This window comes from Streptomyces klenkii (assembly GCF_003626645.1).
Lineage (GTDB): Bacteria > Actinomycetota > Actinomycetes > Streptomycetales > Streptomycetaceae > Streptomyces > Streptomyces klenkii.
Genome location: NZ_RBAM01000002.1, coordinates 728509 through 748747, shown reverse-complemented (window position 1 = coordinate 748747; position 20239 = coordinate 728509). Strand labels below are relative to the sequence as shown.

Below are 20239 nucleotides of genomic sequence, written 5' to 3'. Positions count from 1 at the left end.
GCCACCGCGGACTTGATCGTGCCCTGGAACGCCGGGCCGGCCTCGGTCACACCCAGGTGCAGCGGGTAGTCGCACTGCGCCGCCAGCTGACGGTACGCATTGACCATCACCACCGGGTCGTTGTGCTTCACCGAGATCTTGATGTCCCGGAAACCGTGCTCCTCGAAGAGCGACGCCTCCCACAACGCCGACTCCACCAGCGCCTCAGGCGTCGCCTTGCCGTACTTCTGCAAAAGCCGCCGGTCCAGCGACCCCGCGTTCACCCCGATCCGGATCGGCGTGCCCGCGTCGGAGGCCGCCTTCGCGATCTCCTTCACCTTGTCGTCGAACTGCTTGATGTTGCCCGGGTTGACCCGGACGGCGGCGCAGCCGGCGTCGATGGCGGCGAAGACGTACTTCGGCTGGAAGTGGATGTCCGCGATCACCGGGATCTGCGACTTCTTCGCGATCACCGGCAGCGCGTCCGCGTCGTCCTGCGTGGGACAGGCCACACGCACGATCTGGCAGCCGGATGCGGTCAGCTCGGCGATCTGCTGGAGCGTCGCGCCGATGTCCGACGTCCTGGTCGTGGTCATCGACTGCACCGAGACGGGCGCGTCGCCGCCCACGGCCACGGAGCCGACCTGGATCTTGCGGCTGACCCTGCGGTCGGCGAGCTTGATCGGAACGGAAGGCATTCCAAGCGAAATCGCAGTCATGTGGCGAGCAACCCCAAGGTGTGAATCAAGGTCCCGAGATCGGCGGGCTCCGCTTCGAGATTACGGCACCCGGTCCGTTGGAAGCACATCCCACCGTGGAGGCCCCTCAAACGCGGGCGACCGGCCACAAAATCCGGCCGGTCGCCACAAACGGGCGTTTGTCCTCACTATCGCGGACGTGTCGTGCTAGGTGAGCCGCACCGGGTTCACCACGTCCGCGATGAGGACGAGAAGAGTGAAGCAGATGAAGATTCCCGCCACCACGTAGGCGACCGGCATCAGCTTCGCGACGTCGAACGGCCCCGGGTCGGGGCGGCGGAACACCTTGGCGAAGGCGCGCCGCACGGACTCCCACAGCGCCCCGGCGATGTGCCCGCCGTCCAGCGGCAGCAGGGGCAGCATGTTGAACAGGAACAACGAGAGGTTGAAGCCCGCGACCAGGAACAGCATCGTTGCGATCTGCTGCGACGGCGGGATGTCGAGGTTGAACACCTCGCCGCCGACCCGCGCCGCCCCGACGACGCCCATCGGGGAGTCGGCCTTGCGCTCACCGCCGTCGAAGGCGGCGTTCCACAGGTCGGGGATCTTGCTGGGGAGGGCGATCAGCGACTCGACGCCGGACTGCACCATGTCGCCCATACGGTCGACGGACTGGCCGAAGCTCTGCGGCACCACGCCCGTGGCGGGCGCGAAGCCGAGGAACCCGGCCGTCACGTACTGCCCCTTGATGGGCGCGCCCTTGCTGTCGTACTTCTGGACCTGGTTGGAGATCAGGTTCGCGCTCAGGGTCTTGCGGACGCCGTCGCGCTCGACGGTGACGGTGGCCGGGCCGGTGGTCCTGCGGATCTCCTTCTGGAGGGTGGCCCAGTCGCTCGTACGGTGGCCGTTGAAGGCCACGATCTTGTCGCGCGGCTTGAGGCCGGCCGCCTTGGCCGGGGAGTCCGGGTTGCCCTTGCCGCACTTGTCGGTCGGGGCGCTGGCGGCGACGACGCACTCGGAGACGGTCGAGACGGTCGTCGTCTGCGTGCTGATCCCGAAGGACATCATCACGCCGAGGAAGACCGCGACGGCCAGGATGAGGTTCATGAACGGGCCGGCGAACATCACGATGACGCGCTTCCACGGCTTGCGCGTGTAGAACAGCCGGCTCTCGTCGCCGGGCTGGAGCTCCTCGAAGGCGGCCGAACGGGCGTCCTCGATCATGCCGCGCCACGGCGAGGTGGAGCGGGCGGAGATCCGCCCGTCCGCGCCGGGCGGGAACATGCCGATCATGCGGATGTAGCCGCCGAGCGGGACGGCCTTGATGCCGTACTCGGTCTCGCCCTTCTTCCGCGAGAAGATCGTCGGCCCGAAGCCGACCATGTACTGCGGCACGCGGATGCCGAAGAGCTTCGCGGTCGACAGGTGGCCGAGCTCGTGCCAGGCGATCGAGATGAGCAGGCCCACCACGAAGACGACTATCCCGAGGACCGTCATCAGTGTCGTCATGCGCGGGCCTCCGAGGTCGCCTTCGCGGTACGGGACGCCGGGGCCGTCCGCGCTGCCAGTTCGCGGGCCCGGGCGCGTGCCCAGGCCTCCGCTTCCAAGACGTCCGCGACGGTGAGACGGGTTCCCGTGGTGGGCGTGCCGTGTTCCGCCACCACCTCCGCGACCGTATCGACAATCCCGTTGAACGGCAGCCCGCCGGCGAGGAAGGCGTCGACGCACTCCTCGTTGGCGGCGTTGAAGACGGCGGGCGCCGTGCCGCCCAGTCCGCCGACGTGCCGGGCGAGCCCGACGGACGGGAAGGCCTCGTCGTCGAGGGGGAAGAACTCCCAGGTGGAGGCCGTGGACCAGTCGAAGGCCGGCGCCGCGTCCGGGATCCGCTCCGGCCAGCCGAGGCCGATGGCGATGGGGCCGCGCATGTCGGGCGGGGTCGCCTGGGCCAGCGTGGAGCCGTCGACGAACTCCACCATCGAGTGGACGTAGGACTGCGGGTGGACGACGACCTCGATGCGTTCGAAGGGGATGTCGTACAGCAGGTGGGCCTCGATGACCTCAAGGCCCTTGTTGACGAGAGTGGCGGAATTGATCGTGATCACCGGCCCCATGGACCAGGTGGGGTGAGCGAGCGCGTCCTGAGGGGTCACGGAGGCCAGCTCGGCCTTCGTACGGCCCCTGAAGGGCCCGCCTGAGGCCGTGACGACCAGCTTGCGGACCTCGGCGCGCGTGCCGCCCAGCAGCGCCTGGAAGAGCGCGGCGTGCTCGGAGTCCACGGGGATGATCTGTCCGGGTTTGGCGAGAGCCTTGACCAGGGGGCCGCCGACGATGAGCGACTCCTTGTTGGCCAGCGCGAGCGTGCGGCCGGCTTCCAGGGCCGCCAGGGTCGGCGCCAGGCCGATCGAACCGGTGATGCCGTTCAGGACGGTGTGGCACTCGCTGCGCGCCAGCTCGGCGGCCGCCTCGGGGCCCGCGAGGATCTCGGGCTGCGGCTCCGCCCCGTACTGCGCGGCCAGCGCCTCACGCAGGGCGGGCACGGTGTCGGTACGGGCGACGGCGACGGTGCGCACCTTCAGCTGCCGCGCCTGCTCGGCGAGGAGCCCCACGCGGCCGCCGGCGGCCGACAGGCCGGTCACCCGGAACCGGTCGGGGTTGCGGAGCACGAGGTCGATGGCCTGGGTACCGATCGAGCCGGTCGAACCGAGGATCACGATCTCGCGCTGTCCGCCCGCGGCGGTGGGGGCGGAATAGCGCAGATGCGGGTCAGCGAGGGAGTCCGTCATGGGCTCCATTGTTGCCTCTTCCGCACGGAAGACGGACAGGGAGCCCCCGTCCGCCCTCCGTGGGGTGACATCCGCATGGGGCGGGGCGCGCCTGCATGGGGCGGCGCAGCACTTGCATGAGGCGGTACGGCTGCTTGCACGGGGCGGGGCAGCCTCCGCATGAGGCGTTACGGCCCTCACTCCATATGACGGGTATGAGGGCGGTGCGGGCCTGCATGAGGCGGAGCACCGCCCCATGGGGCGCGAAAGCGCCCGCATGAGGCGGCAGGGGTCAGCGGATGGGGCGGTGGACGTTGTCCGTCTTGGCGGGGCCCGGGGTGGCGTCCGCGATCCAGGGGCCGTCGCCGCTGGGGTCGAGGATGCCGGCCTCGAGCCACTCGTACGCCCCGGACATCACGCCGGAGACGACCTTGCGGTCGAGTTCGTCAGTGTTGGTCCACAGCCGCCCGAAGAGCTCCTCAGTGCGGATCCTGGCCTGCCGGCAGAAGGCGTCGGCGAGCTCGTACGCTTCCGCCCCGTGCTCCCCCTCGGCGCGCAGCCGCTCCGCGCGGACGCACGCCGCGCTCATCGCGAAGAGCTCGGCCCCGATGTCGACGATGCGGCCCAGGAAGCCCTGCTTGGTCTCCATGCGGCCCTGCCAGCGCGACATGGCGTAGAAGGTGGAGCGCGCGAGTTTGCGCGACGAGCGCTCCACGTAGCGCAGATGGGTGGCGAGGTCGCGGTGCCCCGCGGGATGGAACTCCGCGTACGTGCGCGGGAGCTGCCCGGGCCCGGTGACCAGCTTCGGCAGCCAGCGGGCGTAGAAGCCGCCTGCGCGGGCGCCTGCGCGAGCCTTGTCGCCCAGAGACTTCTCGGGGTCGATGAGGTCGCCCGCGACGGAGAGGTGGGCGTCCACGGCCTCACGGGCGATCAGCAGGTGCATGATCTCCGTGGAGCCCTCGAAGATGCGGTTGATGCGGGCGTCGCGCAGCATCTGCTCGGCGGGTACCGCGCGCTCGCCCCGTGCGGCGAGCGAGGCGGCGCTCTCGTAGCCCCGTCCGCCGCGGATCTGCACGAGCTCGTCGGTCATCAGCCAGGCCATCTCGCTGGAGTACAGCTTGGCAAGTGCGGCCTCGATGCGGATGTCGTTGCGGTCCTCGTCGGCCATCTGGCCCGACAGGTCGAGGACGGCCTCCAGGGCGAAGGTCGTCGCCGCGATGAAGGCGATCTTCGAGCCGACCGCCTCGTGCCGGGCAATGGGCTTGCCCCACTGCTCGCGTGCCGTGGACCACTCGCGGGCGATCTTCAGCGCCCACTTGCCGCCGGCGACACACATGGCGGGGATGGACAGCCGGCCGGTGTTGAGCGTCGTCAGGGCGATCTTCAGTCCGGAGCCCTCGGGGCCGATGCGGTTGGCGGCGGGGACGCGCACCTGGTGGAAGCGCGTGACGCCGTTCTCAAGGCCGCGCAGGCCCATGAAGGCGTTGCGGTTCTCGACGGTGACGCCCTCGGCCGTGGCCTCCACCACGAAGGCCGTGATGCCGCCCTTGTGGCCCTCGCTCCTGGGCACCCGCGCCATGACGACCAGCAGGTCGGCGACGACGCCGTTGGTCGTCCAGAGCTTGACCCCGTCGAGGACGTAGTCGTCGCCGTCGGGGACCGCGGAGGTAGCGAGGCGCGCAGGGTCGGAGCCGACGTCGGGCTCGGTGAGCAGGAACGCCGAGATGTCGGTGCGGGCACAGCGCGGCAGGAAGGTCTCCTTCTGCTGCTGGGTGCCGAAGAGCTTGAGCGGCTGGGGAACGCCGATGGACTGATGGGCGGAGAGCAGCGCGCCGACGGCGGGGCTGACGGAGCCGACGACGGCGAGGGCCTTGTTGTAGTAGACCGAGGTGAGCCCCAGGCCCCCGTACTTGGTGTCAATCTTCATGCCGAGCGCGCCGAGCTCCTTGAGCCCGTTCACCGTCTCGTCCGGAATCCTCGCCTCCCGCTCGATGCGGGCGGGGTCGATGCGGGTCTCGCAGAAGTCGCGGAGCTTCGCGAGAAACTCCTCGCCGCGCCGTACGTCCTCCAGGGCAGGCGTCGGGTGCGGGTGGATCAGATCGAGGCGGAACCGGCCGAGGAAGAGTTCCTTGGCGAAACTGGGCTTCTTCCAGTCCTGCTCCCGGGCCGCTTCGGCGACCTGGCGTGCTTCGCGCTCGGAGACCTGTCGTACGGATGGTGCGGTCATGAGGCACCTCGCCGCTTCAGTCGGGGCCGTCCCGGTCGGCTACCGACCGGTACTACTGGACCGTATGTACCCGATCCTCCCGGCATCTACCAGACCTCGCGCAACGATCCGGTCGGGGCGGTCGGGGCATGGGGCGGGCATGGGGCCGACGCTCGGCACGCCGGGCCGCGGGAGCATGAGGCCGCGGGGACAGCGGCGGAGGGGTAGGGGGCCTGTGAGGCCCTGGGGCAGCCTGGAGACTGGGTCCTGGGCGCGTAGGCCTGGGGCTGCTCAGTGTCCCGTGCCGGGGACGACGAGGCCGTTCTCGTAGGCGACGACGACCGCCTGGGCGCGGCTGCACAGGCCGAGCTTGGCCATGGCGCGGTTGAGGTGGGTCTTGACGGTCGCCTCGCTGATCACGAGTTCGGCGGCGATCTCCGCGTTGGACAGGCCTCGTGCGGTGAGCCGCAGCACCTCGAGCTCGCGGCCGGTGAGCGCATCGAGGGCGGTTCCGGGCGAGGCGGAGACGCCCGCTTCCGTCCGCCGGGTGAAGGCCTCGACGAGGCGGCGGGTGACGCTGGGGGCGAAGAGCGTGTCGCCCCCGGCGACCGCCGCGACGGCAGCCAGGAGCCGCTGCGGGCCCGCGTCCTTGAGCAGGAAGCCGGCGGCGCCGGCCCGCAGCGCCGCGTACACGTACTCGTCGAGGTCGAAGGTGGTCAGCACCAGGACCCGGGGTGCGGGAGACGGCGCGTCGTGCAGGATCCGTTCCGTGGCGGTGATGCCGCTGAGGTCGGGCATCCGGATGTCCATGAGGATCACGTCGGGCCGGTGCTCGGCGGCGAGCGCCACGGCCTCCTCGCCGCCGGACGCCTCGGCGACGACCTCCATGCCGGGCGCAGCGCGCAGCAGCGCGGCCACGCCTGCGCGGATGAGGATCTGATCGTCCACGACGAGGACGCGTATGTCCTCCGGGCCGCCCGCCTCATGCGCCGTCGTTCCGCCGGCCTTCCCCGTCATCCCCCGCCGTCCCTCTCCCGCGCACCGCCGGTTGCAGGGGAAGGGTGAGCCGGACTTCGAACCCGCCCTCGTCCCGCGGTCCTGCCGCCAGGGTTCCCCCGTAGATCCTGGCGCGCTCCCGCATACCGATCAACCCGTGTCCGCCCGACTGCACGGGGATGGCCGGAACGTTTCCCCGTCCGTCGTCGGTGACCCGGACGGACAGCTGGTGCGGCAGGAATGCGACGTGGACCGTGGCCCGCGCGGGGCGGGCGTGTTTGATGACGTTCGTGAGCGCCTCCTGGACGACGCGGTACGCGCACAGGTCCGGTCCCTGGGCGAGCGGGCGCTGCTCCCCCTCGATGCGCAGCTCCACTTCCACGCCTGCCGCCCGTACGCGCTCGGCCATGTCTTCGAGGCGGTCCAGGCCGGGCGTCGGCTGGTAGGGGCCGTCCTCTCCAGTGCTCTCCCCGACGCCCTCCGGGCCGACGCGCAGCACGGCCAGGAGCCGGCGGAGTTCCTCCAGTGCTTCGCCACTGGCGGCCGAGATGCTGCCGAGCGCCCCATGGGCGGTGCCGGGATCGGCGGTGAAGACGTAGTGGGCGAGCCCTGCCTGGACGGAGATCACTGACATGTGGTGCGCGACCACGTCGTGCAGTTCGCGGGCGATGCGGACGCGTTCCTCGGCGACGGCCCGGCGAGCGTTCTCCTCGCGCTCGCGCCGCAGCTGGTCGGTCAGCTCGGACAGGGTGCGGTTGCGGGCGCCCAGCTTGCGGGCGTTGTTGCCGAACTTCCACAGGATGAACGGCACGACGAGGGCCTGGGCGACGGCCGTCGTGGGGGCGTTGCTGCCGGCGAGCACAGCCCCCGCCACCCACACGGCGGAGAAGGCCGCTCCGCAGGCCGCGGCATGGGCCGTACGGCGCATGGACGCGACCGTGTAGAGGGCCAGCATCAGCGCCGCACTGTTGACGACCGGCCAGAACCCCGCGGCGATGTACCAGAGCCATAGGGCGGCGGCACCGGTGAAGACCGCCACAGGGGCACTGCGGCGGGCGGCGAGGAGGAGGTTGATGAGGCAGATCAGCGTGTAGCCGAGGGCATCGGGCCGGTCCCAGTACCAGCCTTCCGGTGGGCGTTCGCGGGCGAGCAGCAGCGCCACGACGGTGAAGCCCACCGCCAGCGGCACGTCCAGAAGCGCCCTCGGCCGGCCCTCAACGTGCCCTCGCAGCGCCCGAACGGTCCGCATCGCCGCAGCGTAGCCAGCGTAGAGGCGACTCGGCATCGGTCAGGCGGAGGCTGTCCCGCCTACCGCGCTGGTTGGAGACCGCCGGGCGGCTGCTGCGCGGGTTGAGGGCGGAATTCCACCCGTTACGGGACGACCGGCGCGCAGGCGCTCCGTACCGTCGGTGAGGTCGGCCCGGCAGCGGTCACGGGGGACGGGCCGGCGGGACGGGGGAACCACGGGGGAACGCAGTGCGCTCCGTGCTCCGGGACGGGGCTGCGGGGCGCACTGTGCGGATACGGGACGGCTGCGCACCGCATGAGGCGGCGGCACGGAGGCGCCCCGTGCCGCGGCGTGAGGCGGGCGACAGTCCGGCATGAGGCGGCGGCCCGGAGCCGGCATGGAGGTCGTCGCCGAGGCGTCCGGCGCGCCATGCGGGGCGCATGCGGCCGCGGGCATGAGGCCACGATGCTCGCCGCACGGGGCAAGAGCATCGGCGCGCATGAGGCGGTCAGTCGCCGACGGTCAGCACGATCTTTCCGGTAGTGCGTCCCGTCTCCCCCAGTTCGTGCGCCTTGGCCGCTTCGGCGAGGGGCAGGACTGCGGCGATCTCCGTGCGGAGCCGTCCGGACTCGACGAGCTCGCTGATGCCCTGGAGGCCCGCGATGTCGGGCTCGACCAACATGCGCACGGCGCGGATGCCGCGTTCGCGGGCCTCGGCCAGGACCGGCTCCTCCAGGGGGAGCAGCGAGACGAGGGTGCCGCCGGGGCGCAGGGTGCGCAGGGAGCGGGCCGGGTAGTCACCGCTGATGGACTCCACGACGACGTCGAGGTCCTCCAGTTCCTCGGCGAAGTCCTGGTCGCGGTAGTCGATGAGTTCGTCGGCGCCGAGGCCGCGCAGGAAGTCGTGCTTGCCGGCGCTGGCCGTGCCGATGACGTACGCGCCCCGGGCCTTGGCGATCTGCACGGCCAGATGGCCGACGCCGCCCGCTGCCGCGTGGATGAGGACACGCTGGCCCTCCGTGACCCGGGCGGTGTCGACGACGGCCTGCCATGCGGTGAGGGCCGCGAGGGGCAGGGCTGCGGCCTGTACGTGGTCGAGGCCCTGGGGCTTGGGGGCGAAGTGCCGGGTGGGTGCGGCGACGTACTCGGCGTACGCGCCCGCCGGGTGCGGGAAGCGCGGCATCCCGTAGACCTCGTCGCCCGGGGCGTACAGGGTCACGCCGTCGCCGACCGCTTCAACCACACCCGAGACGTCGAAGCCGAGGCCGAAGGGCGGGATGTCGCCTGTGTGGTAGTGGCCACGTGCCCGGGTCTTCCAGTCGACCGGGTTGACGCCTGCGGCCCGTACCCGCACCAGGATCTCGGTGGGGCCCGGAACGGGGCGGTCGGTCTCGACCAGTTGCAGCACCTCGGGGCCGCCGGCGGTCTCCTGACGGATGGCGTGCATGCGGGCGGGGGTGGCGGTCATGGTGGCGCTCCTTGGACTCATGCCGTTCGGTTCGTTGTCCCCAAGACTCACGGAGATCACGGACGGCAACGAGTGGCCTGACTGCCATGGTTCGCAAAGATCGGGCCAGGAGTGTGGGGCCCCAGGCGGGAACGCCGACGGCCGGGGCGCGCTCCATGCGCGCCCCGGCCGTCCGGTGAGGCTCTGCCGCCTGAGGCGGGATCCTGCTAGAGCGCCAGGCCCGTCAGCACGAGCACCCGCTCGTAGGTGTAGTCGTCCATCGCGTAGCGCACGCCCTCGCGCCCCACGCCGGACTGCTTGGCGCCGCCGTAGGGCATCTGGTCGGCGCGGTACGACGGGACGTCGCCGATGATGACGCCGCCGGTCTCCAGCGCGCGGTGCGCCCGGAACGCCGTCTGCAGGTCGTGCGTGAAGACGCCGGCCTGCAGGCCGTACGGAGAGTCGTTGACCGCGGCGAAGGCGGCCTCCTCGCCCTCAGCCTTGGTGATCGTCAGGACCGGGCCGAAGACCTCTTCGCAGGCGATGGTCACGTCCGCCGGCACGTCCGTGAGCACGGTCGGGGCGTAGGTGGCACCGTCGCGCGTGCCGCCCGCGAGGAGAGTGGCGCCGTTCTCCACAGCCTCGTTCACCCAGGACTCCACCCGCTTGGCCGCGTCCTCGCTGACCAGCGGGCCGACGTCCGTGGCAGCGTCCGACGGGTCACCGGTGACCTGGGCCTCCACGGCGGCGACGACCTTGGGCACGAGACGCTCGTACAGCGAGGCGTCCGCGATGACCCGCTGCACCGAGATGCAGGACTGGCCGCCCTGGTAGTTGGAGAACGTCGCGATGCGCTGCGCGGCCCAGTCGAGGTCCTCCTCCGAGGACCAGTCGGCGAGGACGACCGCCGCACCGTTGCCACCGAGCTCGAGGGTGACGTGCTTGCGCGGGGCCGAGTCGAGGATCGACCAGCCCACCGGGCCGGAACCGGTGAAGGAGATGACCGGCAGCCGCTCGTCCTGGACGAGGGCGGGCATGCGGTCGTTCGGGACCGGCAGCACGCTCCAGGAACCCGCCGGCAGGTCCGTCTCGGCCAGGATCTCGCCCAGCACGAGGGAGGAGATCGGGGTAGCCGGGGCAGGCTTGAGGATGATCGGCGCGCCGACGGCGATGGCCGGGGCGACCTTGTGGGCGCTCAGGTTCAGCGGGAAGTTGAACGGCGCGATACCCAGCACAGTGCCGCGCGGGAAACGGCGCGTCAGCGCCAGGCGGCCGGTGCCGCCCGCGTCGGTGTCCAGGCGCTGCGCGTCGCCCGCGTTGAAGCGGCGCGCCTCCTCGGCGGCCCAGCGGAAGACGGAGACGGCGCGGCCGACCTCGCCGCGGGCCCACTTGATGGGCTTGCCGTTCTCGGCGGAGATGAGCTGGGCGATCTCCTCAGTGCGCTCGGTGAGCCGCTTCGCGACGTGGTCGAGGGCAGCGGTCCGCACGTGGGCGGGCGTCGCCGCGAACTCCTCTCGTACGGCGTGCGCGGCGGCAACGGCCTCCTCGACCTGCGCCTCGGTGGGCACGCTCACGGTGCCGACGAGACGGCCGTCCCAGGAGTTCGTGACATCGAAGGTCTCCTCGCCGGTGGCCTCGCGGCCGGCCAGCCAGAACGCGTGGGGAGCAGTCACAATCCCGGCCCTTCCCAGGTGGTGTGGATATTGCTCCCCCACCGTAGGTGCGGGGCGGCCGGGCGCCGATTGTCCGTGGTGGAGCAGTACTACGGGAGGGGGCACCGCAATGGCGGGGTGGCGGGGCGCGTCAGGGTCTTCCCCGCTCCTGCGCCGGAGCCGCCCTTGCCGGGTCTACGGCTGCCTGCCGTCGCTTTCGAACCAGGGGGCATGGGGCCAGGGCATGGGGCGGTCCCGGTCACCGCCTGAGGCCGACGCCGCCGCACCCTGGCATGAGGCCCTGGCTACTCGGCCTGAGGCCGACGCCACTCCCGACCTGAGGTCATAGTCAACCCTGGCCTGAGGCCCTAGTCACTCCTGGCCTGAGGCCGTGGTCGCCTTCAAAGCCAGCCACAGCTCCATGCGGACGTCCGGGTCGTCGAGCGAACGGCCCAGGATCTCCTCCACCCTGCGCATGCGGTAGCGGAGGGTGTGGCGGTGCACGCCGAGGTCCGCCGCGGCCGCGTCCCACTGGCCATGGCGGGAGAGCCACGCCCGCAGGGAGGCGACGAGGTCGCCGCGGCCTGTGGCGTCGTGCTCGTGCAGGGCCCGCAGCATGCCGTCCGCAAAGGCACGTACGGCGTCGTCAGCGAGGAGCGGCAGGACGGAGCCGGCGGCGACCTCCTCATGTTCGACGAGGACCCTGCCGCGGCGGCGCGCGACGGACAGCGCCTGCTCCGCCTGGCGGAACGCCGCCGCCGAAGCAATGGGTCCCGCGGGGGCGGAGAGGCCGATGACGAGATCGCAGGCGGGTGCCGCGGTGCTGCGGTCCCGCGGGCGGGTCTTCGTCCCGCGCCGGGTCTCTATGGCGCGGGCGTGCTCGCCGCATGCGGCCGCCACCGCTCCGCCGTCGGGTGCGAGGACGACGAGCCGTCCACCGTCCGGAACGACCAGCAGGGGCTCCGCCACCCGGCCCGCCGCGGTCTCCAGGGTGTCCGCGAGCACCGCGAGCGGGTCCACAGAGGCCTCGGCCTCCTCCTCGGGCGCCGCAGCGTCGACGTCGGCGGACGCTTCCGCCGCCTCGGCGACGATCACCCGGAACGGCGCGTCCAGCAGGCCGCCGTACAGGTCGCCGGCCACGGCCCGCGCGTGATCAGGTTCGCCGGCCAGGAGCATGCGCAGCAGCGCCGCGCCCAGCCGCTGCTCCGCCTCCTGCAAAGCCCGGGAGCGCTCGGTGGTGAGAGTGAGCAGAGCGATGGCGGAATGCACGGCGTAACGTTCGGCGGTTCCCAGGGGCGCGCCCGTCCCGACGGCCAGCACTCCGCGTGCGCGCCGCCCGGAGCCGAGTGACTGAAGTTCGACGCGGTCGGCTCCTTCCTCGGCAGGGTCAGTGCCCAGGACGGCGGTCGCGGGCGCGGGGCGCTCCCTCAGCCGCTCGACGTCCGCTCCGAGGCGCGCGGCACGGCGCGCGGCCCACTCGGGCGCAGCCGCGACGACGCCACCTGAGGCGTCGTACAGCGCCGCCCAGCCGTCGAGGTGCGCGGCCAGCCTGGCGACGAGGGCGGCCGGGCCGTCCGGCCCGAGGGCGGCCCGGGTCAGTTCGCGCTGGGCCTCGAACCCGGCGGTCACCGCCCGGTACTGGTCGGCGGCGATGGCCGCGGACACGGCCTTGGTGATGGCGATGAAGGGCGTGCGACGAGGTACCTCCAGCAGGGGCAGGCCCTCCGCAGCGGCGGCGTCGACCAGGGCCTGGGGCACCGTCTCGTAGTTGACGCCGACCGCGAAGCCCAGGCCCACGACGCCGGCGCGCACGAGGCGGCGCACGTACTGCTGCATGGCCTCCGGATCCTCCGCATCGATCTTCAATGCGGTGATCAGGAGCAGTTCGCCGCCGTCCATCCACGGCACCGGATCGGCCAGCTCGCTGACGTGCGCCCAGCGGACCGGCCTGTCCAGCCGGTCCTCCCCCGCGAGCACGGTGAGTTTCAGCGCGGAGTGGTGGACAAGCGAAGCGAGCGTGGGGGGCATGGCACCTTCGGAGGGGGCGTCGCGACAACAGTGCCGCCGCGTATGAACTACTGCGACCGATTCTGCCTCAGTGGAGCAATCGCGGGGAACACAAGTCGCTTCACCGCTGCAGATCGATCAGCACGGGAGGCGCACTGCTGCCCCGTACGGAGGTCACGGACAGCACGGCGTGCCCCGCAGGCACGCCGTGCGCCAGTTCGGAAGCGGACCAGCGCTCGCGCTCCACCTTGCGGACCGTCACGGACTGGGCGGTGACCGCGCGCCCCGTGACCAGCCTGCGCACCACATGGGTGACCCGGGTCAGCGGCTCGTGGGCGATGACCTGGCGGTCGGTGACGTCACGGGTCTCCACCCACTCCTTGCCCCACACCTCCGCGAAGCGCGCCCCGTCCCACGTGGTGACCCCGGAGAAGGCCATGCGGCAGCCGACGGCGCCCAGCAGCGCACTGCGCAGGGACTCGGGTACGTCGTCGAGCGTGCGGAGGGTGAGCAGTGCCCCGGCGTTCGCGGAACGGAGCCGCGCCAGCCCCCGTACCGCCTCGGTGGTGACGGCGTGGGTGGCGTCGTCGAGCACGAGGCAGGCGAAGAGGGAGCGGTCGCCCCGGGCGACCGCGCACTCCGTGAACTGGGCGAGGACGAGCCGGGCCAGCATCCGCGACGCCTCGGCGTGTCCGCGCTCGGGCAGATCGATCCGGACGCGCAGGGGGTGCTCCAAGGCGCGCAGGGAGAAGGTGCGGGAGGGGTCGGTCGTGTCGAAGAAGCGGGCGAAGGCGGGGCGGTCGAGGAGCGCGAGGCGGTCGGCGAGCATGGGGCCGGCGTCGCCGGGGCGGTGAGCCTGCCGTTCCCGCGCGTCGATCTCCCGGACGAGGGCCTCATGCCCCGCGTCCACGAGGGCCGCGCGCAGGGCGCCTACCGCGGAGGGCGAGCCATCCAGGAGCTCCCGCAGTTCGGGGACGGACGGGAAACGGCCGTGGGCAGCGCGGTAGGGGCCGAGGATCTGGGCCAGGGCCGTTGCGGCCCGGCGCCCGCCCTCACCCGGCAGCGTGGCGGTGAGGTCGCCCACGAGCCCTTCGGCGAGGACGGCAGCCGCCTCGTCGGGGTCGTCGGTGCCGCCGTACAGGTCGAGGTCGTACGCGGAGTCCTGCCGGCCGATCCGCACCACGACGTCGAACGCCTCGTCGGGCGCCAGCCCCGCCCCTGCCGCGCCGACCGCAACGACGGCCGCCCGGCCGGCGAGGGCTTGCAGGCACTGCGACTCCAGCACGGGGCGGACCAGACGGTCGGTCTTGCCGCTGCCGGGCGGGCCGACGGCGAGCAGGGAAGTGCCGAGCAGGCCGGGGTCTAGGGCATATCCGGCGCCGCGATGTACGTAGGGATTGCGTTCGTCGTCCAGGGCGGCGCCGATGCGCACCTGCCGGGTGACGAGGTCGTGGCGGGCGGCGCGTACGGGGAGGTCTCGCGCACCGGAAGGGTGCGCACAGGCGGCCGCCCCGTGCCGCAGAACGGTTTCGGTGAAGGCGGCGAGCCGTCCGGGCTGTACGCGTACGGACTGCCAGGCACGCTCGATGCGGGAGTGGTCGACATCGCTCATCAGCCCCGCGCGGGCCTCCGCGGCGAGCCGGTCGGCGGCCTCATGCGCGCCGGCGGCGCGGAGCTGCGGCCAGTCGGCGGGGTCCTGGCGGGGCCCGCCCACAGCAGCAGGGATGACGCCTCCGTCGTCCCACAGGCGCGCGAGCAGCGGGGCGGCGTACCGCCGCCAGACCTGGGGCCAGCGCCCCAGGCGGCCGAAGACGTAGATGAGCGCGCCGAGGCAGATGGCGTAGTAGATGTAGACGGTCCACACCGCTGCCATGCCCTGGTGCCAGGAGTTGGGGGTCAGGACGGTCAGGGGCCAGAGCCAGTACGTGCCGAGGTAGCCGTTCCAGAGCAGCGAACCCAGCAGCCAGCCGCACAGAAGGGCGATGACCGCCCCGCTGAAGAGCTGCCGCCCTGGGATGCGGTCCGGCTCCTCGGGCGGCTTGGGACGGTAGCCGTACGCCCAGATGCCGGGCCCGGCGGAGACGCGCGACGCACGGAGCCAGGTGAGGAACGCGGACCGGTCGTGCGAGGCCGCCTCAGGCGCCCTCCCGGGCTGCTGGGGCACGGCACGGGGCCGGGGCGGGGCCTCTACGGGCATGGGGGGAGGTGCCCCGTGCGGCATGGGGGGTGCGGCATGAGGCATGGGCGGCGCCGCCGGCACGCCCGTGTACTGCTGCGGCCGGGGCGGGGCTCCGGCCGCCCGGGCAGACGCCTCCGCCGCCCCAGGCGGGCCGCCTCGTGCGCCCGGTGCGTCGTACGTGCCCTCGTGCTCCATCGCTGCCCCTCGCCCCCCGCCGGCCGGCTTCATGCTTGTCGTGTGAGTGCGCGCCGCAGCTCAATCTAGTGGCCCGCCGTGGCGAGTTCAGCGCCCCGTGCCATGCCATCCTCGTGATCACCCGGGGAACGTGCGGGCGGGCCCGGTGCGCCCCGCCATGTCCGGTGCGGACAACGCGGCGCGCCCACTTCTCCCGAACGGAGCATGCCCGACCCCCGCCGCCGCCCCTAGCCTGCGACTAAAAGCCTGTCCGAAGCCCGTTCTCTCCCCCTGGAGCACCTCATGACTGAACTGACCGGAGGCCCGGCCCTCCCCCAGGAGCGCCGAATCGTCACCGCGATCCCCGGCCCGAAGTCGCAGGAGCTGCTGGCCCGGAAGAACGCGGCCGTCGCGGGCGGCGTCGGCGTGACACTGCCGGTCTTCACCAAGCGCGCCGGCGGCGGCGTGCTCGAGGACGTGGACGGCAACTCCCTGATCGACTTCGGCTCCGGCATCGCCGTGACCTCGGTCGGCAGCTCCGCCGAGGCCGTGGTGCGCCGTGCGACCGCGCAGCTCGCCGACTTCACCCACACCTGCTTCATGGTGACGCCCTACGAGGGCTACGTGGAGGTCTGCGAGCAGCTCGCCGAGCTGACGCCGGGTGACCACGCCAAGAAGTCCGCGCTGTTCAACTCGGGCGCCGAGGCCGTCGAGAACGCGGTGAAGATCGCCCGCGCGTACACCAAGCGCCAGGCCGTCGTCGTCTTCGACCACGGCTACCACGGCCGCACGAACCTGACGATGGCGCTCACCGCCAAGAACATGCCGTACAAGCACGGCTTCGGCCCGTTCGCCCCCGAGGTCTACCGCGTGCCGGTGGCCTACGGCTACCGCTGGCCCACCGGCCCGGAGAACTGTGCCGAGGAGGCCGCGGCCCAGGCCATCGACGCCATGGCCAAGCAGGTCGGCGCCGAGAACATCGCCGCGATCATCATCGAGCCGGTGCTGGGCGAGGGCGGCTTCATCGAGCCCGCCAAGGGCTTCCTGCCGCGCATCGCGCAGTTCGCGAAGGACAACGGCATCGTCTTCGTCGCGGACGAGATCCAGTCCGGCTTCTGCCGCACGGGGCAGTGGTTCGCGTGTGAGGACGAGGGCATCGTCCCCGACCTGATCACCACGGCCAAGGGCATCGCGGGCGGTCTGCCGCTCGCCGCCGTGACCGGCCGCGCGGAGATCATGGACGCGGCGCACGCGGGCGGTCTGGGCGGCACGTACGGCGGCAACCCGGTGGCCTGCGCGGCGGCGCTCGGCTCGATCGAGACCATGCGTGAGCTGGACCTCAACGCGAAGGCCAAGCGCATCGAGGAGGTCATGAAGGGCCGCCTCTCCGCCATGCAGGAGAAGTTCGACATCATCGGCGACATCCGCGGGCGCGGTGCGATGATCGCGATCGAGCTGGTGAAGTCGGGCACCAAGGACCCCAACCCGGAGGCCGCCGGCGCTCTCGCCAAGGCCTGCCACGCGGAGGGCCTGATCGTGCTCACCTGCGGCACGTACGGCAACGTGCTGCGCTTCCTGCCGCCGCTGGTCATCGGCGAGGACCTGCTCAACGAGGGCCTGGACATCATCGAGGCCGCCTTCGCCCGCCTGTAGCCACGGCAGGGGGGGACAGGGGTGAAGAACCTGTGCGGAGCGGGTAGTGGACGGGTGATCCGGCTGTCCGGACCACCCGGCCTGCCGTACGGTTTCTGCAGATGAGAGAAACACCTCGTCCGCAGGGGACTGCGGGCGGAGCCGAGCCGGTACGTCCCCAGTGCCGACCCGGCCGTGCCTTCGCGCACACCACTGGAGCCCTGCGCTCCGGACATCCTCACCGATCGGATGGCCGCCCGCCCCATACCCCCCGGGGCGTGCGGCACCCCGGTCCTCACGGCGGCCTCGGAACCTCCCCCCCTGTTCCGGGGCCGCCGGCATTGCGCCGCCGCCTCATGCGCGGGTTCTTCCCTGCGCTGTGCGCACTGCTCTTCGTTCTGATCACCTGGCAGGTTGCGGACCACGGGCCCTTGCGGACGCTCGACGAGGATCTCGGCCGTACGGTCGCGGTTTCGTCCGTCCCCGGGGGTGCCGCGCAGTTCCTCGCCGACCTCGGCAACGCGTCGGTCGCGGTGCCCGTGCTGATCGCCGCCATGGCCGTTTCCGTGCTCGTACGCCACCGGCGGCGTCCCAGGCCGTGGCTGCCGGCGGTGTGGGCGGCCCTCACGATGGCGGCCGTCCCGGCCGTGATCGTGCCGGTGAAGGCCTGGATCGGCCGCACGGGGCCACCGGCCATGGCAACGTCCGGGGCGCACGACGGCTTCTTCCCTTCAGGCCATACGGCCACCGCCGCGGTCGCGTACGGGGCTGCTCTCCTGCTGCTCATGCCGCCTCTCGCCTCCACGACACGGGCGCGGCCTCATGCGGGTGTCTCTCCACCACCCCATGCCGCGTGTTCGCGGACCGCGCCTCATGCCGGTTCTGCTGTCGGCAGCAACCCGCCTCATGCCCGCCTCTCCCGCCTGAAGCCACGCAGCCGCTACGCGCGCACGCGCGCGTGGGCCGCAGTCACCTATGTCCTCCTGAACGCGGGCGTGGCGGTCGGCCTGGTGCGGTGCGGCTACCACTGGCCGCTGGACGTGGTGGGCGCCTGGTGCCTGTCCGGCGTACTGCTGTGGGGGCTGGCACAGGCCCTCATGCGTCCCGTTCACGGGCGAGGGTCACGGCCGCCTCGTGCATCGACAACTCCAGCAGCACGGGGTCGGTGAGCGTGCCCGTACCGTCGGGCGGGACCACCCAACGGACGCCTGAGGCGGCACGCGACGGGTGGGGCACGACGACCCAGCTACCGATCCCGGCAGCGCGTACCCCCGTGGCAAACCATCCGGCAGCGGTGCCCGGGGGCACGAAGAAGCCCATGCGGCAGTCGCCGAAGTCCGCCAGGACGGGGCCTACCTGCTCCGTGCAACGGGACAGGATCTCCAGCGTGGGGCGCCCCAGTTCACTGGAGAGGATGAGGACGTCCCAGAGCCTGCCGGCGGGCAGCAGCGTCACCCCGAGGGGGGTGCGCTCCCATTCCCACCGGCAGGTCCCGGGATCGGGTGCCGCCGTCGCCAGCCACTCCACCGCGCTCGGCCTCCCCGTGTCGTCACTCATGGCAGTGCCTCCGTTCCGTGTCCGCTCGTTCTGCGTTCACGGATGGAGAGGCCCCGGAGTGCGGATCATTACGCGGGTTTCCGGGCCGGGTGGAGGTGAAGGGTTCACTGTCCGCAGGACGGCGTGCCCCGGTGCGCCCGCACGCCGCGCATGGGGCACCATGCGGGACGGGCATGAGTTCAACGTGCGGGGGGGGACGCATGAGGCCCGCAGCCCCCGCCGCATGGGGCGGCCTGTGCCCCCTGCGCATGAGGCCGACACGCCGGCCGGCGCACGAGGCAGCTCCCTGCCCCGCCCTGCCGCCCTCAGCTGTCGAACCCCAGGCCGACCTTGTCCATCGCCTTGAGCCAGAGGTTGCGGCGGCCGCCGTTCTCGTCGGCCTTCGTCATCGACCACTGGGTGATGCCGATGCCCATGGAGCGCACCGGTTCGGGCGGGAACGGCAACGGCTTGCTGCGCACCATCTCCAGCTCGGTGCGCTCCGTGCGCTCGCCCGAGAGGAGGTCGAGCATCACGTCGGCACCGAAGCGTGAGGCGCCGACGCCCAGCCCCGTGTAGCCGAGGGCGTAGGCGACCTTGCCCCCGTGCGCCGTGCCGAAGAACGCCGAGAAGCGTGAGCAGGTGTCGATGGCACCGCCCCAGCTGTGGGTGAAGCGCACGTCCTCGAGCTGAGGGAAGCAGCGGAAGAAGTGCTCGGCGAGCTTCTGGTACGTGGCCGGGTGGTGGTCGTATTCCGACCGGACGCCACCGCCGTAGTGGTACACGATGTCGTAGCCGCCCCACAGGATGCGGTGGTCGGGCGTGATGCGGAAGTAGTGGAAGTGGTTGGCGGCGTCCCCGAGCCCCTGGTGGCCCTTCCAGCCGACGGCGGCGAGCTGTTCGGCGCTCAGCGGCTCCGTCATCAGGGCGTAGTCGTAGACGGGCGCGATGTAGGAGCGGACGCGCTTGACCAGTGAGGGAAAGGCGTTGGTGCCCAGGGCGGCGCGGCGGGCGAAGACGCGCCCGTACGGGGTGCGGACGGCGAGGCCGGCAGCGCGGGAGGACAGTTCGGTGCCGGGCGTGTGCTCGTAGATGCGTACCCCGAGCTCCGTGCAGGCCCGTTTGAGGCCCCATGCGAGCCGGGCGGGGTGCAGCATCGCGACTCCGTCGCGGTCCCAGAGACCGGCCAGGAAGGTCGGGGAGCGGACCTCGGCGCGCAGGGCGTCCCCGTCGAGATACTCGTAGCCTGTGAGGCCGAGGGCCTCTAGTTCCTCTGCGGCCTCCTGGAGCTCGTGCACCTGGTGCGGGGCGGTGGCGATGTCGATCTCACCGGTGCGTTCGAAGTCGCAGTCGATGCCGTACCGGGCGAGGGTGGCCTCGATTCCGTCGAGGTTCTTGAGGCCGAGTTCGTGGAGCGTGGCGAGCTCGTCGGGCCAGCGTGAGGCGCCGTTGGCCCAGCCGTGGGTGAGGGAGGCGGAGCAGAAGCCGCCGTTGCGGCCTGAGGCCGCCCAGCCGGTCTCCCGGGCCTCGATGAGGACGACGTCCCGGCCGGGGTCGCGCTCCTTGGCGAGGAGCGCGGTCCACAGTCCGGAGTATCCGCCACCGACGACGAGCAGGTCGCAGTGCTCGTCGCCGACGAGCGCGGGGAGCGCCCCCGGCCGGGAGGGGTCGTCGAGCCAGTAGGGCCGGGGAGCGGCGTCGGAAAGTGCTTGGACAGGGTTCATGGCACGAGCGGCCATGTTC

General features: G+C 72.0%; 14 protein-coding genes. 2 read left to right on the top strand and 12 right to left on the bottom strand.

Annotation, left to right across the window (positions count from 1 at the left end; translation table 11 throughout):
- From D7231_RS06705 to D7231_RS06660, 10 genes are all read right to left on the bottom strand, one after another.
- The coding region (locus tag D7231_RS06705) for a flavodoxin-dependent (E)-4-hydroxy-3-methylbut-2-enyl-diphosphate synthase (protein ID WP_158673724.1) at nucleotides 1–698 on the bottom strand (698 nt) is incomplete at its 3' end.
- Nucleotides 699–884: 186 nt separating this feature from the next.
- A complete protein-coding gene (locus tag D7231_RS06700; protein ID WP_120753959.1) occupies nucleotides 885–2186 on the bottom strand; it encodes a M50 family metallopeptidase in 1302 nt (433 codons plus the stop codon).
- Nucleotides 2183–3460 carry a 1-deoxy-D-xylulose-5-phosphate reductoisomerase gene (gene dxr, locus D7231_RS06695; protein ID WP_120754033.1) on the bottom strand — a complete coding sequence of 426 codons (1278 nt, stop codon included), beginning with the start codon at nucleotides 3458–3460 and terminating at the stop codon, nucleotides 2183–2185. The genes D7231_RS06700 and dxr overlap by 4 nt, the downstream gene beginning before the upstream one ends.
- Nucleotides 3461–3731: 271 nt before the next feature.
- On the bottom strand, nucleotides 3732–5666 hold the full coding sequence (locus D7231_RS06690) for an acyl-CoA dehydrogenase family protein (RefSeq protein WP_120753958.1): 1935 nt from the start codon (nucleotides 5664–5666) through the stop codon (nucleotides 3732–3734).
- Between the two features lie 270 nt (nucleotides 5667–5936).
- Complete coding sequence (locus tag D7231_RS06685; RefSeq protein WP_120753957.1) at nucleotides 5937–6662, bottom strand: response regulator; 726 nt, start codon at nucleotides 6660–6662, stop codon at nucleotides 5937–5939.
- Nucleotides 6628–7890, bottom strand: a complete 1263-nt coding sequence (locus D7231_RS06680; RefSeq protein ID WP_228774431.1) for a sensor histidine kinase — start codon at nucleotides 7888–7890, stop codon at nucleotides 6628–6630. Before D7231_RS06680 ends, D7231_RS06685 begins: the two co-directional genes overlap by 35 nt.
- 487 nt (nucleotides 7891–8377) lie before the next feature.
- Nucleotides 8378–9337 carry an NADP-dependent oxidoreductase gene (locus D7231_RS06675; RefSeq protein WP_199739314.1) on the bottom strand — a complete coding sequence of 320 codons (960 nt, stop codon included), beginning with the start codon at nucleotides 9335–9337 and terminating at the stop codon, nucleotides 8378–8380.
- 206 nt (nucleotides 9338–9543) lie between these two features.
- Nucleotides 9544–10989, bottom strand: a complete 1446-nt coding sequence (locus D7231_RS06670; protein WP_120753956.1) for an aldehyde dehydrogenase family protein — start codon at nucleotides 10987–10989, stop codon at nucleotides 9544–9546.
- A 351-nt stretch (nucleotides 10990–11340) separates the two neighbouring features.
- On the bottom strand, nucleotides 11341–12996 hold the full coding sequence (locus tag D7231_RS06665; RefSeq protein WP_120753955.1) for a PucR family transcriptional regulator: 1656 nt from the start codon (nucleotides 12994–12996) through the stop codon (nucleotides 11341–11343).
- Between the two features lie 100 nt (nucleotides 12997–13096).
- Nucleotides 13097–15349, bottom strand: coding sequence for an ATP-binding protein (locus D7231_RS06660; RefSeq protein WP_120753954.1), 2253 nt, complete (start codon nucleotides 15347–15349; stop codon nucleotides 13097–13099).
- 282 nt (nucleotides 15350–15631) lie between these two features.
- On the opposite strand from D7231_RS06660, the gene gabT reads away from it, so the two are divergent.
- Both gabT and D7231_RS38295 read left to right on the top strand, forming a co-directional pair.
- On the top strand, nucleotides 15632–16981 hold the full coding sequence (gene gabT, locus D7231_RS06655) for a 4-aminobutyrate--2-oxoglutarate transaminase (RefSeq protein WP_120753953.1): 1350 nt from the start codon (nucleotides 15632–15634) through the stop codon (nucleotides 16979–16981).
- Nucleotides 16982–17082: 101 nt separating this feature from the next.
- Nucleotides 17083–18129: a phosphatase PAP2 family protein gene (locus tag D7231_RS38295; RefSeq protein WP_120753952.1), complete on the top strand. Its 1047-nt coding sequence runs from the start codon at nucleotides 17083–17085 to the stop codon at nucleotides 18127–18129.
- On the opposite strand, the gene D7231_RS06645 is transcribed toward D7231_RS38295, so the two are convergent.
- Together D7231_RS06645 and D7231_RS06640 are read right to left on the bottom strand one after the other, a co-directional pair.
- Nucleotides 18056–18517: a hypothetical protein gene (locus D7231_RS06645; protein WP_120753951.1), complete on the bottom strand. Its 462-nt coding sequence runs from the start codon at nucleotides 18515–18517 to the stop codon at nucleotides 18056–18058. The two genes, D7231_RS38295 and D7231_RS06645, sit on opposite strands and share 74 nt — an antisense overlap.
- 305 nt (nucleotides 18518–18822) lie before the next feature.
- Complete coding sequence (locus tag D7231_RS06640; protein ID WP_241999590.1) at nucleotides 18823–20235, bottom strand: NAD(P)/FAD-dependent oxidoreductase; 1413 nt, start codon at nucleotides 20233–20235, stop codon at nucleotides 18823–18825.
- Nucleotides 20236–20239: the final 4 nt, after the last annotated feature.